This window comes from Halomonas sp. IOP_31, assembly GCF_021151495.1.
In the GTDB taxonomy this organism is placed as follows: domain Bacteria; phylum Pseudomonadota; class Gammaproteobacteria; order Pseudomonadales; family Halomonadaceae; genus Modicisalibacter; species Modicisalibacter zincidurans.
In genome coordinates, this window is sequence record NZ_JAIRBP010000024.1 from 42,934 (window position 1) to 56,228 (window position 13,295).

The window sequence follows — 13,295 nt, forward strand, 5'->3', positions numbered from 1 at the left end:
TCATCCTGACACTGAGGGCTAAACAGGACTTGCTGCCAGAGGGGGCGCGCGTTCAGCGCCTCCGATAGCCTAACTTGTTAGCCGAGATATCCTTGAGCCCGCCTGAGACGTATTTGTGCAGGACACTAGCGACTGATAAGGAAGCCCTTCCTCCAAGGCGCGGCGCTGGAGCGCTTCCAGATCACGGTTGGAAATGCGGATATTGATGCGTTTGTCTTTCTTGAAAGAGTCCTCGGCAGCGTTGGCAAGATGCTCTCGGCGCTCGTCGTTCAGCTCAGATTCGAACTCACCCGCCTCATAGGCTTCAAGCAGTTCCTGCGCTTCTCGATCTAATTTGGTTTTACTCATCAGATGACCCTTTAAATACAGTTCACTTCATCTCGAAGCCGCGCTCGATCAGGAACTCGCGCATGTGGGCGCGCAGCTTGGTGTCGAATAGCGGGGTGAGGTTGCGTGACCAGTTGGCGTCCTTCCTGCCGCTGGTCCTGTCGCGGTAGTAGCCGTGCATGGTGGCATCGAAGGCCTCGACGTCCTGGCGCGTATCGCGGTACCGATCTTCCATGAGGATCGCTTCGACCGGCAGGCGGGGTTTGACCTCGGGCTGCTGGTCCGGGTAGCCGAGGCACATGCCGAACACCGGGTAGACATGCTCGGGCAACTGGAGCAGGTCGCTCACGGCTTGGGGATCGTTGCGGATGCCACCGATGTAGCAGATGCCCAGCCCTTCGGATTCGGCGGCGATCGCCACGTTCTGCGCCATCAGCGCGGTATCCACGCTGGCCACGAGCAGTTGCTCGGTCATCCCGCGCACCACTTGGGCGCCGGTGCGCTCGGCGGCGTCGGTGGGGCGTTTCATGTCGGCACAGAACACCAGGAAATCGGAGCAGCTGGCGATGTAGCCCTGGCTGCCGGCCAGTTCGGCGATCTTCTCGCGGTTCGCCGGGGTCTTGACGTGAATGACGCTGTAGGCCTGAACGTGGCTGGAGGTCGCGGCGCCCTGGCCGGCGCGGATCAGGTCCAGCAATAGTTCATGGGGAATCTTGCGCTCGGTGAACTTGCGGATCGAGCGGTGGGAAGTCAGCAATTCAATGACGTCGTTCATGCGGCCTCGCTTGGGGAGCATCGTTAGTGTCCTAAACAGGATACCGCAATGTGATGCCAGCGCTCAGGGCGCCGGGCCGGCCGCGCCCAGGTAACGCTCGCGCCAGTAGTCGATGGAAAGCGAGGTGACGGTGACCGTGCGTCCGCTGCCCGGAGCATGGATCATCCGCTGATCGCCCATGTAGATGCCGACATGGGTCGCCTTCGAGCCGGTGCCGAAGAACATCAGGTCGCCGGGGCGCGCGCGCTTGCGTTGCGGGAGTTGCCGACGCTGCTGCTCGGCGGTTCGCGGCACCGCGATGCCGGCGGCCCCGTAGGTCATCTGTACCAGGCCCGAGCAGTCCACGCCACTCGGCGAGGCGCCGCCATAGCGATACGGCAGCCCCAGGGCCTGACGAGCGTTGGCCAGGATCATCGCCCGCTCGATGGACAGCGAGTCCGCCGGGGTATCGTCGGAATCGGCCATCTGCATCTGTGGGCCGGCGCAGCCGGCCAACGACAGGTACGTCAGGATCAGCAGCAGCGGGGATAACCAGCGCCGCGTATCACTGCGAATCATATGATCTTCCTGGCTCGGTGCGTTAGTGCACAACATAACGTTTGACGCGCACGGCGGCTATTGCTGGGCGGCGACTTCCATTGTGCGGCGACTTCCATTGTGCGGCGACTTCCATTGTGCGGCGACTTCCGTGACATCGAGGCGTCGTGGCAGTTGGTCCGGCGGCGGTTGAAAATCGACAACGGAGAGTCAACGGCGCAAAGAATAAAACAATGTTATTATTGCACCGATATACAATAAACTCTGCTTAAGGAGGCTGCTCATGTCCCTATCCCATCGTACCAGCGGGCTGATTGCCGGTGTCCTGGCCAGCGCATCGCTGAGCCTGTCCGGTAACGTATTCGCGCAGGAAGATCCCGCCATTACCTTTTCCGCACCGCCCTGGCCCGGGGTGACCATGAAGACCGAGATCGCCTCGCAGCTGTTCGAGGCGCTGGGCTATCAGCCGAGCACCAAGCAGCTCGGCGCCCAGATCTCCTACGAAGCGCTCAACCTCGGCGAAATCGATGCCTTCTTCGGCGCCTGGTTGCCGGCCCAACAGGGCATGTACGACACCGTCAATGCCAAGGGCAGCCTGGTCGATCTGGGCAACAACGTCGACGGCGCGCGGATGGGTTTCGCGGTGCCCCGCTACGTCGCCGAGGCCGGCGTGAGTTCGGCGCGTGACATCGACAAGCCGGAGTTCGCCGAGAAGTTCGGCCGCGAGATGTTCTCCATCGAGCCCGGCTCGGCGACCAGCGACATCCTCAACGGCGCGGTCGCGGACGATACCTACGGCATGGGCGACTGGAACCTGCGTGAAGCCTCCACGCCGGCGATGCTCAGTGCGGTGGACAATGCGACCAGCAATAACGAGTGGATACTGTTCTACGGCTGGACACCGCACTGGATGAACATCGAATACGACATCGTCTATCTTGACGACCCTGAGAACCTGTTCGGCCCTGGCGGCGGCAGCAGCGACGTGCGCACCCTGCTCAACAGCGATTTTGCCGACAGCCACCCCAACGCCAGGAAGCTGCTCGATCAGATGGTCTTCAGCGCCGACGACCAGAGTCAGCTGATCCTCGACTTCAGCTACAAGGAGCGCGATGCCGACAAGGTTGCCGTGGAGTGGATGCAGAACAACGCCGACAAGCTCAAGGCTTACCTCGACGGCGTGACCACGCGGGACGGCGAGCCCGCCTGGCCGGTGGTTCAGAAGGCGTTCGACCTGAAATCCTGAGCGCTTGACTGAAAGCGCTTCGCGACACCGACGCGCCCCCGCCCAGCCTCGACCGGCTGGGCGGGGGCGCGTCGTTTTACCGAGCTACACGCCGGTGTTGGCCATCAACGCCGGTTCGATGATCTCGATCCAGTAGCCGTCCGGGTCCTTGATGAAGGCGACGTTCTGCAGCTTGCCCTGCTCGGGGCGCTTGACGTACTCCACGCCGTTCTCGTCCAGCCAGTCCACCGCGCCTGGCCGTCGCCGATCAGTAGCCGGTCATCTCCAGATAGCCCACGCCGGCGTGGCTGCCTGAGACCGAGACCATGCCCTCCCAGTAGGCGAACGAGGTGTCCATCCATTGGTCGGGATTCACTGCGCGCACCGTGACGTCGACGCCACGACCGGGCACCTCGAGGCGCCAGACGGTGGGCAGCCGGCGCCCGGCGACCTCGCGGGTCGCCTGCGGCGTCAGGCGCAGCGTGTCTGCGCCGAGCGGTGTGACGCGACCATCGGCGCTGATCCAGCTGCCGGACAGATAATCGCCGCCGCCCTCACCGGCGCCGCGCAGCCGGAATGCCATCAGCTTGGCGCCGCCGTCGAGATGCAGCGAGAACCAGTCCCAGCCCTGCTGGCCGGGGCCCAGCAGCTGGCTGCTCCATTCGCGATCCAGCCAGGCGCGGCCGCTCACCGTGATCGGCTCGCCCTTCACCTCAAGCGTGCCGCTGACCCGGTAGAACGGTTGGCTGTAATAGATCGAGCCCTGACCGTCGGCGGATTTCTGGCTGAAGCCGGCAGCGCCGTGTGCCACCAGCGGGCCCTGGGCATCGAGCGCCAGATCGTAGGCGAAGTTCTCGCCGGCGGCGCGCACCCGTAGCTGATCGAGCGCGGCGCCCGTCGAGGCGTCGTCGCTCGCGGCATCCGCCGGCGCGGCGAGCGTCCAGTCGTCCAGCCAGGCGGCGAACGGGGCGGTCTCGACGCCGGCCTGGCCGCGGGTGTCGTCCAGCGACATGCCACGCGCGAAGCGCTCGGCTTCGAAGTGCTGGCGGGACGTGGAGAGCGCGGCGTGGGCCATCCACAGCTGGCGACTCGCCCAGGGCGAGTCGGCGTTGGGGAAGTCGACGGCGCCGGGCGGCGCCAGCGCCTGGCGAAACAGCGTCCATTGCACGCCGAATGGCCGGCCGTCGTCGCTCTCGAGATTGGCGGTCAGATACCACCACTCGATGCGATAGTCGGGGTGGGTGCCGTGATCGGCGGGAAAGTCGAGCGTGATCCCCGGGCGCGCCTCGGCGAAGCCCGCCGCCGCTGGGTCACCGAGCCCGGCGTAGCCGCTCGAAGCGGGAGAATCCTGTGTCGTCCACGGTCGCCAGGCGGCGACGCTGGCGACCAGCACGACCGCCAGCAGCGCCCCGAAGAGTATCCATTGTCGCCGGGTCATGTCGCCGCGAACTCCTCGAGCAGTTGGCGGGGCGGGCTGCGCCATAGCCGCCGCGCCGGCAAAAGCGCCGCGCTGGCGGCGACCAGCACCGCCAACGCCAGGGTGATGGCCATTTCGTCGGGAAAAAGATGCAGCGGCAGGCGCCAGCCGAACGCCGCGACGTTGATCACCGCGACCAGCGCCCAGGCCAGGGCGATGCCCAGCGGCAGCGCCACCAGTGCGGTGGCCAGTGCCGCGCCGACCAGCTGGCCGAGCTGCACCGCGACCAGCCGCGAGCGCGGCACGCCGAGCGCCCAGAGCGGCGCGAGCTGGGCGCGCCGCACGCCGGCCTGGGCCAGCAGCGTGGTCAGCAGGGCCAGCGCCGCGACTGCCAGGGTCAGCGCGTTGAGCGCGCGGGTGATGGCGAAGGTGCGCTCGAAGACTGCCTTCGAGGTGGCCTTGAGCCGGCGCTGGTCGGTGAGTACCTCGCCGGAAATCGCCAGCTCCTCGGTGAGCCCGCTGCGCAGCCGCTCAAGCGCGGCATCGCGGGCCGCGCCGCTCGCGCTGCCCGCGGCGAGCACCACGCCCAGGCTGCCCGGCGGCGCGTCGAACTCGCGAGCCAGCCGCGCGGTGGGCATGACGATCTCGCCATGCGGATTGCCGTAGTCGGGGTAGATCGCGGCGATGGTCAGGCGGCGTTCGCGCCGGTCGGAGCCGCGCAGGGTCAGCGTTTCGCCGGCGTGTAAGCCGCGACGCCGGGCGAGCTGTTCGTTGATGAATACCGCGCCCTCGCGCAACGCCTGCCAGGCCGCCTCGCGGCCGGCGACACTGGATAGCAGCGGCCACTGGCGGGTCAGCGCCGGCGCCGGGTGGATGCCGAACAGCGCCACCGGCACGGCGCGTTCAGGCGTAGTGGCTGCTGTGCCGAGCACTAGCGTGGCCTGGGCCTGGCGCGCCGGCAGCAGCGTGGCGACTTCGGGCTGTGCGGCCAGCCAGTCGCGGAGCCTGGCGTAGTCGCCCTCCTCGGGGTGGACGTAAATATCGGCGAGCAGGCGTTGGTCGAGCCAATCGAGGAAAGTCAGCCGAAAGCCGCCGACCATGCTGCTCACCCCCAGGTTGGCGGCCAGCGCCAGCAGCAGCGCCATCATCGCCAGTTGCAGGCGCGGCAACTGGAGCTGCAGGTCGGCCACCGCCCACTGCCACAGCGGCCGGCGGCGCAGCGCGCGGCTGGCGAGCTGCAGCGCCATGGCGAGCAGCGCCGGCAGCCACAGCGCCACGCCGAGCAGCGCCGCGGTGACCATCGCGAAGCCGGCGATCAGCGTCGTCCGGCCGCCTTGAGCGAGCGGCGCACCGCCCGAGGCACTCAGCCATAGGCCGAGACCCAGCGCGCCGATCAGCAGCCCGCTGCCGGCCAGCGCCTGGCGTCGCCATTGCCGGCCCAGCCGCGCGCGCCAGGCCTGGGCCTGGCCCAGCGTCAGCACCTCGAGCCGGGCGACTCGCCACAGCACGCCGGAACCGGCGGTGGCCAGCCCGCCGAGGGTGATCGCCAAGCTGCCCAGCCAGTAGTACCAGGGCAGCGCAAGTTGGCCGCTCACCCGGCTGTCGTAGAGCGCGTCGAGGCTGGCGGCGACGTCCGGCAGCAGCCAGCGGGCCAGCGCCACGCCGCTGAGTATGCCGGCGAGCGCGCCGATCAGGCCGATCGCCAGCAATTCAATGATCAGCGCGCCGACCAGGGTGCGTGCCGGCACGCCCAGCGCGCGCAGCGTGCGCATCAGCCCCAGGCGCTGCTCGAGCGCCAGGCCCAGCGCGGCATGGACGATAAACAGCCCCACCACCAGCGCCAGCAGGCCCATCGCGGTGAGGTTGAGATGAAAGCTGTCGGCGAGCTGACCGGGCGAGGCCAGCTGGCGGGCGGAGATACGCACCAGATGCTCGGGCAGTATGAGCGTCGCCGACGGGGCGACGACCAGCCGGGTCAGTCGCCGGTCGAGCCCCAGCAGCGACTGGGCCACGCCGATGTCGCTGACCAGGGTGGCTGGCGGCAGGCTGGGGTCGTTTTCCACCGGTGGCAACCGCGGGTCGGCGCGGGCGGCGGCGGCGACATCCGGCGCGGCGCGCAGCCGGTGCGGCGGCAGCAACCAGTCGCGCAGCGCCGCGGCGCTGCTTTGCCGGCGCGCCAGGCTCGAGTCGCCGGGCAGGGTCAGCGGGTCGATGCCTAGTAGCCTGACCGTCGTGGCGGTGCCATCCGCGCCGTCGGTCAGGCGCAGTTGGCCCTCGGCCAGCGGCGAGACCGGCGCGCCGGCGCGGCGCAGCGTCAGGTAATCGTCGAGGGTCAGCGCTTCGCCGTCGCGGCGCTCGATACGATCGAGCTGACTCGTGAACAGCGCCTCGGCGCGGGCGTAGCTGTCGCGGGCCGAGGCGTTGATCGCCTGCACGCCGCTCCACAGCGCGCTGGCGACCCACAGTCCGAGCAGCAGCATGGCGAGCTGGCCGGGATGACGGCGGTAGTGCGAGAGCAGCGTGGCTAACGTGGTGACGAACACGCTGGTGGCGAACACCCCGCGGGCATGAGCGGTGGGCGCGCTCATGATTCGTCGCGGGCCAGCCGACCGCGCTGCAAGTGCACGCAGCGGTCGAGCGGCGCGGCGACCCGCGCGCTATGGGTGACCATCAGCAGCGCGCAGCCGCTCTCGGCGATCAGCGTCTGCAGCAACGCCAGCACGTCGTCGGCGGCGGCCTCGTCGAGGTTGCCGGTGGGCTCGTCGGCGAGCAGCAGATCGGGGCGTGCGGCCAGTGCGCGGCCGATCGCCAGGCGTTGCTGCTGGCCACCGGAGAGTTGCTCGGGGTAGCGCCCTTCGAGATCGGCGAGCCCCAGCCGGGCTAGCAGGTGCTGCGTCCAGGCCGGGTCCTCGCGCTTGGCGAGGCGCGCCTGCAACGTCAGGTTGTCGGCCACCGACAGGCTGGGCACCAGATGGAATTGTTGGAAGACCAGCCCCAGGCGCTGGCGGCGCAGCGCGCTGCGCCGGGTCTCGTCGAGCGCCGAGAGGCGCTCGCCGCCCAACAGGATTTCGCCGCGATCGGGCACGTCGAGCCCGGCGGCGAGATGCAAAAGGGTCGACTTGCCGCTGCCCGACTCGCCCATTAGCGCGAGGCTTTCGCCGCGAGTGAGGCGCAGGTCGACGCCATCGAGCACGTAAAGCGGGCCTTGCGGGGTCGGGTAGCTCTTGGTGACGTCGGTCAGTTGCAGCATGGCGGTGTCTTGTCGGCGCGTGTCTCCGCACATTAGCAAAGGCTATGGATTAGCGCGTGCGGCGATCGTCTATTGCGAGTTGGCTTCAGAATTCCCGCTGCAGGCTCTCCGGCGTGGTGAGGATGTCCGTCAGCCATTTTAGCACCTTGTCCACGGCCGGGCGGTCACTGGCATGACGAGCACGGTAGACCGACATGCCCGTCGGCATGTCGACACTCTCGACCACCGGGCGCACCAGCTCGCCACGCCGGACGAGCTGGCCGATCCCGCCGTAGCCGAGACAGATGCCCTGGCCGGTCATTGCCGCCTGCAGCATGACCGGGTAGCTGTTGAACACCGTGCCGCTGTGTGGCGGCGGGGGCGGTCGTGGGCAGCCGACCCGTTCGAACCAGGCCCGCCAGTCCATCCATTGGTCGCCGCCGGTTTCCCGGTAATGCAGCAGCGGGCGCGCCAGAAGCGACTCGAGCGTCCAGGCGTGCGGCTCGGTCAGTGCCGGGCTGCAAACCGGAAAGACCTCATCGCGCACCGACAGCGTCGGGGCCAGCAGTCCGCTGGGGCGATCGGTGCACTGCATCGCCAGGTCGAAGGGCTCCATGGCCTGGACCAAGGGCTGGCTCGAGGCGTTGATGCGCACCGAAATCTCGGGATGACGGCGATTGAAGTCGCCCAGGCGGGGAATCAGCCAATACATCGCGACATAGAGTTCGGCGAACAGCACCACTTCGTGTGCGGGCTGGCGATGGCGCAGACGCTCGGCACCACCGGCGATCTCGTCGAGGCCGCCGCGCACGGCCTCGGCGAACTCGCGCCCCGCCTCGGTCAACACGACCTGCCGATGGCGGCGTTCGAACAGCGTCTTCCCGAGCGCCTCTTCCATCGCGCGGATGCGACGGCTGATGGCCGCCTGGGTGAGGTTCAGCTCCTGGGCGGCGCGCAAGAAACTCTGGTGGCGGGCAGCCGCCTCGAAAGGCAGCAGGCTGGAAAGGGGCGGTAGCGCCTGGCGCAGTCGGCTCATGGCTGGCTTGATCTCCAGTAAAGCGAAGCGACTCGAAAGTCGTGTGAGGCAAGACCTCTATCCAGTCACACTTTACGCCAGCTATCGCAACCAGGGGAGGTCCGATGAGCTACCCGGCCACCGTTAGAGCCGTTGAGGCCCGCGCCGTCGCCGCCATCGTGATCGCTTCGCTGACGATCGCGTTGCATGACGCCTTGGTCAAGCGAATCAACGACGAACTCGGCATCTGGCAGCTGTATCTGCTGCGGGCGCTGTTCGCACTGCCGCTATTGACCGCACTGATGCGCATGCGCGGCGTTTCGCTGCGCCCCCGCCGCGCCGGCTGGGTGGCATTGCGTAGCCTGCTGATGGTGACGATGTGGGGGTTTTTCTATGCCGCCCTGGCACAGCTGAGCCTGCCGGTAGTGGCCGCCACCGCTTATACCTTCCCGCTGTTGCTGGCGCTGATGGCGGCGTGGCTGCCCGAGGAGCATCTCGACGCTCGACGGCTGCTCGCGGTGATCGTCGGCTTTATCGGCGTGCTGCTGATGCTGCGGCCGGGGCCGGAGGGCTTGTCGCCGTGGAGCCTGCTGCCGCTGGGGAGCGCGCTGTGCTATGCCCTGGCGGCACTGGTGACGCGCTATCGCTGCGTGGACGAACCGCCGCTGGTGATGTCGCTGGGGCTGAATCTGGGCTTCGTCGTGGCCGGGGTCCTGGGGCTGGCGGTAGTGGCCGGGATCGATGCGCAAAGCGTAACCGCCCAGCCTTTCATTCTCAGCGGCTGGCAGCCGGTAGGGGCCGGGCTGTGGAGCTTGATGGCGCTGCTGGGCGTGCTAATCGTCACCGCCAGTTCGCTGACGGCGCAGGCATTCCAGCAGGGCCGGCCGACCCTGATCGCCACCTGCGATTACAGCTATCTGCCGTTCGCGGCGCTGTGCAGCGGGGTGCTGGTGGGCGAGTGGCCCGGCCCGGCGACGCTCGCCGGCATGGCGCTGATCATCGGAGCCGGGATCTTGGCGATACATGCCCGGAAAGGGGAACGGCCCGAGTGAAGACCCGGGCGCCCCGCGCGACGCGTGCGGCGATCGTCTATTGCGATGCGGCGTCGCCGCTCAGGCCGTCGTGTATGGTCTGCGCGTTGTGGCGCATCATGCCGACGTAGCTGCCGGCCTCGCCGTCGCTGGCCAGCGCCCCGGAGTAGAGCGTTCCGGCGACCGGCAGGTCGGCTTCCTCGGCGAGCTGGCGGATCAGTGCGGGGCTGGTAATGTTCTCGTAGAACAGCGCCGGTACCTGGTTGTCCTCGATGAAGTCGACCAGACGCGCCAGCTCGGCGGCGGCCGGTTCGGCGGCGGTGTTGAGCCCCACCGGCGACAGGAAGCGCACGTCGTAGGCCGCGCCGAAGTACGCGAAGGTGTCATGGCCGCTGACCACGGTACGCTGCTCGGCGGGGATGGCGCTCATCAGCTCGCGAATCTCTGAGTCCAGGGCGTCGAGCGCTTCCAGGTAGCGCTGGGCGGCGGTGCGGTAATCCTCGGCGTGCTGCGGGTCGACCTCGGTCAGGCCATCGCGGATATTGACGACATACTGCTCGGCGCGCGCCACGTCCAGCCAGGCGTGGGGGTCGAGCTCGCCCTGGCCGTGATCACGGTCGGCGCCGCTGAAGGCCAGCGGCTCGATGCCGTCGGTGGCGGTCACCGTGACGCCCTGGTAGTTGCCGGCGTCGAGCAAGCGGTTCATCCAGCCCTCGAACTGCAGGCCGTTGAAGACCACCAGGTCGGCCTCGGCGAGTTTGCGGGCGTCGGCCGGGCTGGGGCTGTAGACGTGACTGTCGCTGTCGGGGCCGACCAGCGAGGTGACCGTGACGTGCTCGCCGCCGACCTGCTCGACCATGTCGGCGAGCACGCTGAAACTGGTGACCACGTTCAGCGACTCGCGGGCCTGGGCACTGCCGGCGGCGCCCAGCGCGAGGGCGCCGCAAATCAGGCCGGAAAGGAGTCGGTGATGCATGACGGTTGTTCCTCGTGATTGCAGGGCAAAACGGTATCGATCAGCGCGTCGAGGCGCTCTCTCGACCAGCACTCTCTCGACCAGCACTCTCTCGATCAGCGCTCTCGCCGTCGGCGCTTTCCAGCGGCGTCGCGGTGCGTCGCCAGCGCGCCAACAGGCTGTGATAGCGGCCGCCCAGCGCGGAAAGGAGGTACACGGCGCCGGCCAGCAGGATGATGCTCGGCCCCGAGGGCAGGCTGAAGTGATACGACAGCAGCAGCCCGCCGGTACTGGCGAACAGCGCGATCAGCACGGCCAGGCCGATCAGCCCCTCGAGGCGCTTCGACCAGAAGCGCGCGGCGGTCGCCGGCAGCATCATCAGGCCCACCGCCATCAGCGTGCCCAGGGTCTGGAAGCCGGCGGTCAGATTGAGCACCACCAGGCCCAGGAACACGCCCTGGATCAGCCCGCTGCGCACGCCCTGGCCGCGCAGGAACAGCGGGTCGAGGCACTCGACGACCAGCGCGCGGAAGCTCAGCGCGAGAACCACCACGGTGACGCTGCACACCGCGGCGATCAGCCACAGCGCGGTAGTGTCGACGGCCAGGATCGAGCCGAACAGCACGTGGGTCAGGTCGACGCTGCTGCCGCCCAGCGAGACGAGCATCACCCCGGCGGCCAGCGAGATCAGATAGAAGCTGGCCATCGCCGCGTCCTCGCGGTGACCGGTGAGCTGCGAGACGCCGCCCGCCAGCCCGGCGACCACCAGCCCCGAGAGGATGCCGCCGAGGCTCATCGCCGGCAGCGAGAAGCCGCCGAGCAGAAAGCCCAGCGCCACGCCGGGCAGGATGGCGTGGGCCATGGCGTCGCCGATCAGGCTCATGCCGCGCAGCATCAAAAACACCCCCAGCGGCGGCGCGGCCAGCGACAGCGCCAGCCCGGCGATCAGCGCGCGGCGCATGAAGCCGTAATCGTTGAGCGGGGCGAGCAGCAAGCTGTTGAGCGTGTCGATCATCGGGCGGCCCCCGGCGTTTTCAATCCCGATACGTTCAATGGCAGACGCGACGCGCGGGCACTGTCGGCATCGACGCCCGCGTCGATGCCGTAGTCGGCGAGCAGTTCGCGGGGCTCGCGCCAATGACCGTGGCCGCCGGCCAGTTGCAGCACGCAGCCGGCCAGCGCGGCGAGTTGGTCAAGATCGTGAAGCACGACGATGAGGGTGGTGCCCTGGGCGGCCATCTCGCGCAGCACCTCGGCGATCACCCCGACGGTCTCGCTGTCGACGTTGGCGAACGGCTCGTCGAGCAGCAGCAGTTCGGCCTCCTGCATCAGCGTGCGGCCCAGCAACGCGCGCTGACGCTGGCCGCCGGAGAGCTCGCCGAGCGGACGGTGGGCGAGTCGCGAGATGCCCAGACGCTGCATGACCGTGCGGGCCTGGCGGTAGTGCGCCGGGTTGTAGCCCTTGAAGGCGCCGCGCACCGGCCAGCAACCGGTCATCACCAGCTCCTCGACGCTCATCGGAAAGCTCAGGTCCAGCGCCAGCTGCTGGGGCAGCCAGGCGCGCCGTTCACGCGGTACCTGACAGTCGATGCGCCCGGCCACCGGTGGCAGCACGCCCATGATCGCCTGGATCAGGGTGCTCTTGCCGGCGCCGTTGGCGCCGATCAACGCGGTGATGGCGGCGTCGGGGAAGGCGCCGTCGAGGTGTTCGATCACGCTGCGCCCGCCCTGGGCGAGTTGCAGGTCGTCGAGTCGCAGACGCGCCATCAGCCGAGCGCTCCGTTGGCCCAGGCCACCGCCAGCCACAACAGCGCCAGCGGGGCGAGCGCCATCGTGAGCCGGCGGCGCGCCGAGAGCGACATCAGCGAGAAATGACAGGGCCCATCGGGCTGGTGACGGTGTCGGTGTGCCATGCGAATACGTTCTTGGGTCGAATCAGTGGAAAAATCTGGAAAGGTTATAACATAACAAAACGCGCGCTGGCCAGCCGTACTCGCACAGCGGCTGGGCGGGCTCAGTAGCGGATGTTCACCCCGACCCGGTTGGGCGTGAGCACCCAGGCGTATTGATAATCGAGGCGATTGTCGCCCAGCGACAGCGTGGCGGGCTGGAAGCGGTTGAGCGCGGCGCCGGCCTCTCAGTACTACGGCTTAACCTGTCTTCAATCAGGCCGATTACGTACAGTATCAGCACGACGATCACCGCCAGTGCAACGGCCAGGACATGCATGCCAAGGCCCGCCACGATGCCGAGTCCGGCCGTAAACAAGACTGACGCCGCTGTCGTCGAGGGCTTCACGCAGCAACGCGTCGCTGTCGCTGATGGTGCGCTGGCCGCACAGCTCGACACCGACAGCGGCGTTGCGAAACGGAATCCAAGGGAATACGCTTTCACCTATAGCGGATGGTCTTCTGAAATAGCGGATGGTCTTCTGAAGTCAGGTTCTTGGTGGAACGTACTGACTTTCCAAGAGAATGCCATCCGCTATCTGCGTTTTCAGGTCGGTCTTATGGATAAGGCGGATAATGTCACTATGTCGAAAGCAAATGCGTCATCATCCGGTATACAAACAGGACAAGTTCTGCCGATAGCCATCGCTGTAGCGCTGTTGCTGCCGGCGCTGGCGCTGCTGTTGCTCGGCTTTGAGCCGGCTCCTCTTTTACGGCTCTTCGTCGTTGGGTGTGGAATTCGTCCCTTGAACTGGGCCAGGATATGACCTCCACATGGACAGGAGGCAGGACATGAACAGTACGCAGATTCTGACCCTTGGCCTGGGCCTTGAAG

16 protein-coding genes are annotated in these 13,295 nt (G+C 67.7%); 3 read left to right on the plus strand and 13 right to left on the minus strand.

The window, feature by feature from the left end; genetic code table 11:
• Positions 1–69 precede the first annotated feature (69 nt).
• From K7I12_RS12545 to K7I12_RS12555, 3 genes are all read right to left on the minus strand, one after another.
• Positions 70–348 (minus strand): antitoxin, encoded by a 279-nt coding sequence (locus K7I12_RS12545; protein ID WP_231664312.1) that lies wholly within the window; start codon positions 346–348, stop codon positions 70–72.
• Positions 349–370: 22 nt separating this feature from the next.
• A complete protein-coding gene (gene nfsA / locus K7I12_RS12550; protein ID WP_231664313.1) occupies positions 371–1,102 on the minus strand; it encodes an oxygen-insensitive NADPH nitroreductase in 732 nt (243 codons plus the stop codon).
• A gap of 63 nt (positions 1,103–1,165) precedes the next feature.
• Positions 1,166–1,660, minus strand: coding sequence for a C40 family peptidase (locus tag K7I12_RS12555; RefSeq protein WP_231664314.1), 495 nt, complete (start codon positions 1,658–1,660; stop codon positions 1,166–1,168).
• 262 nt (positions 1,661–1,922) lie between these two features.
• Between K7I12_RS12555 and K7I12_RS12560 the strand changes: the two genes are divergently transcribed.
• A complete protein-coding gene (locus K7I12_RS12560) occupies positions 1,923–2,885 on the plus strand; it encodes an ABC transporter substrate-binding protein (RefSeq protein WP_231664315.1) in 963 nt (320 codons plus the stop codon).
• An 84-nt stretch (positions 2,886–2,969) separates the two neighbouring features.
• Here the strand turns inward: K7I12_RS12560 and K7I12_RS12565 are convergent, their stop codons facing one another.
• The 5 genes from K7I12_RS12565 to K7I12_RS12585 form a co-directional block, all read right to left on the minus strand.
• Entirely contained in the window at positions 2,970–3,113 is a 144-nt protein-coding gene (locus K7I12_RS12565) for a VOC family protein (protein WP_231664316.1), read from the minus strand.
• Between the two features lie 19 nt (positions 3,114–3,132).
• Positions 3,133–4,302: a lipocalin-like domain-containing protein gene (locus K7I12_RS12570; protein WP_035575404.1), complete on the minus strand. Its 1,170-nt coding sequence runs from the start codon at positions 4,300–4,302 to the stop codon at positions 3,133–3,135.
• Complete coding sequence (locus tag K7I12_RS12575) at positions 4,299–6,869, minus strand: ABC transporter permease (protein WP_231664317.1); 2,571 nt, start codon at positions 6,867–6,869, stop codon at positions 4,299–4,301. The genes K7I12_RS12570 and K7I12_RS12575 overlap by 4 nt, the downstream gene beginning before the upstream one ends.
• Positions 6,866–7,531, minus strand: a complete 666-nt coding sequence (locus K7I12_RS12580) for an ABC transporter ATP-binding protein (protein ID WP_231664318.1) — start codon at positions 7,529–7,531, stop codon at positions 6,866–6,868. The genes K7I12_RS12575 and K7I12_RS12580 overlap by 4 nt, the downstream gene beginning before the upstream one ends.
• Before the next feature lie 85 nt (positions 7,532–7,616).
• Entirely contained in the window at positions 7,617–8,546 is a 930-nt protein-coding gene (locus tag K7I12_RS12585; RefSeq protein ID WP_231664319.1) for a LysR substrate-binding domain-containing protein, read from the minus strand.
• A 104-nt stretch (positions 8,547–8,650) separates the two neighbouring features.
• Between K7I12_RS12585 and K7I12_RS12590 the strand changes: the two genes are divergently transcribed.
• Entirely contained in the window at positions 8,651–9,577 is a 927-nt protein-coding gene (locus K7I12_RS12590; RefSeq protein ID WP_051907565.1) for a DMT family transporter, read from the plus strand.
• Between the two features lie 37 nt (positions 9,578–9,614).
• On the opposite strand, the gene K7I12_RS12595 is transcribed toward K7I12_RS12590, so the two are convergent.
• The 5 genes from K7I12_RS12595 to K7I12_RS17710 all read right to left on the minus strand — a co-directional run bounded on the left by K7I12_RS12595 (position 9,615) and on the right by K7I12_RS17710 (position 12,809).
• Positions 9,615–10,532, minus strand: coding sequence for a metal ABC transporter solute-binding protein, Zn/Mn family (locus K7I12_RS12595; protein WP_031385132.1), 918 nt, complete (start codon positions 10,530–10,532; stop codon positions 9,615–9,617).
• A 40-nt stretch (positions 10,533–10,572) separates the two neighbouring features.
• Positions 10,573–11,526, minus strand: coding sequence for a metal ABC transporter permease (locus K7I12_RS12600; RefSeq protein ID WP_051907566.1), 954 nt, complete (start codon positions 11,524–11,526; stop codon positions 10,573–10,575).
• Positions 11,523–12,278, minus strand: a complete 756-nt coding sequence (locus K7I12_RS12605) for a metal ABC transporter ATP-binding protein (protein WP_231664321.1) — start codon at positions 12,276–12,278, stop codon at positions 11,523–11,525. Before K7I12_RS12605 ends, K7I12_RS12600 begins: the two co-directional genes overlap by 4 nt.
• The gene (locus tag K7I12_RS12610) at positions 12,278–12,424 is read right to left on the minus strand and encodes a hypothetical protein (RefSeq protein WP_201448206.1); all 147 of its coding nucleotides are present in this window, start codon (positions 12,422–12,424) and stop codon (positions 12,278–12,280) included. The genes K7I12_RS12605 and K7I12_RS12610 overlap by 1 nt, the downstream gene beginning before the upstream one ends.
• 115 nt (positions 12,425–12,539) lie before the next feature.
• Positions 12,540–12,809: an MgtC/SapB family protein gene (locus K7I12_RS17710; RefSeq protein ID WP_442908056.1), complete on the minus strand. Its 270-nt coding sequence runs from the start codon at positions 12,807–12,809 to the stop codon at positions 12,540–12,542.
• On the opposite strand from K7I12_RS17710, the gene K7I12_RS12615 reads away from it, so the two are divergent.
• Positions 12,757–13,227: a hypothetical protein gene (locus tag K7I12_RS12615; protein WP_231664322.1), complete on the plus strand. Its 471-nt coding sequence runs from the start codon at positions 12,757–12,759 to the stop codon at positions 13,225–13,227. The two genes, K7I12_RS17710 and K7I12_RS12615, sit on opposite strands and share 53 nt — an antisense overlap.
• The last annotated feature ends 68 nt before the right edge of the window (positions 13,228–13,295 follow it).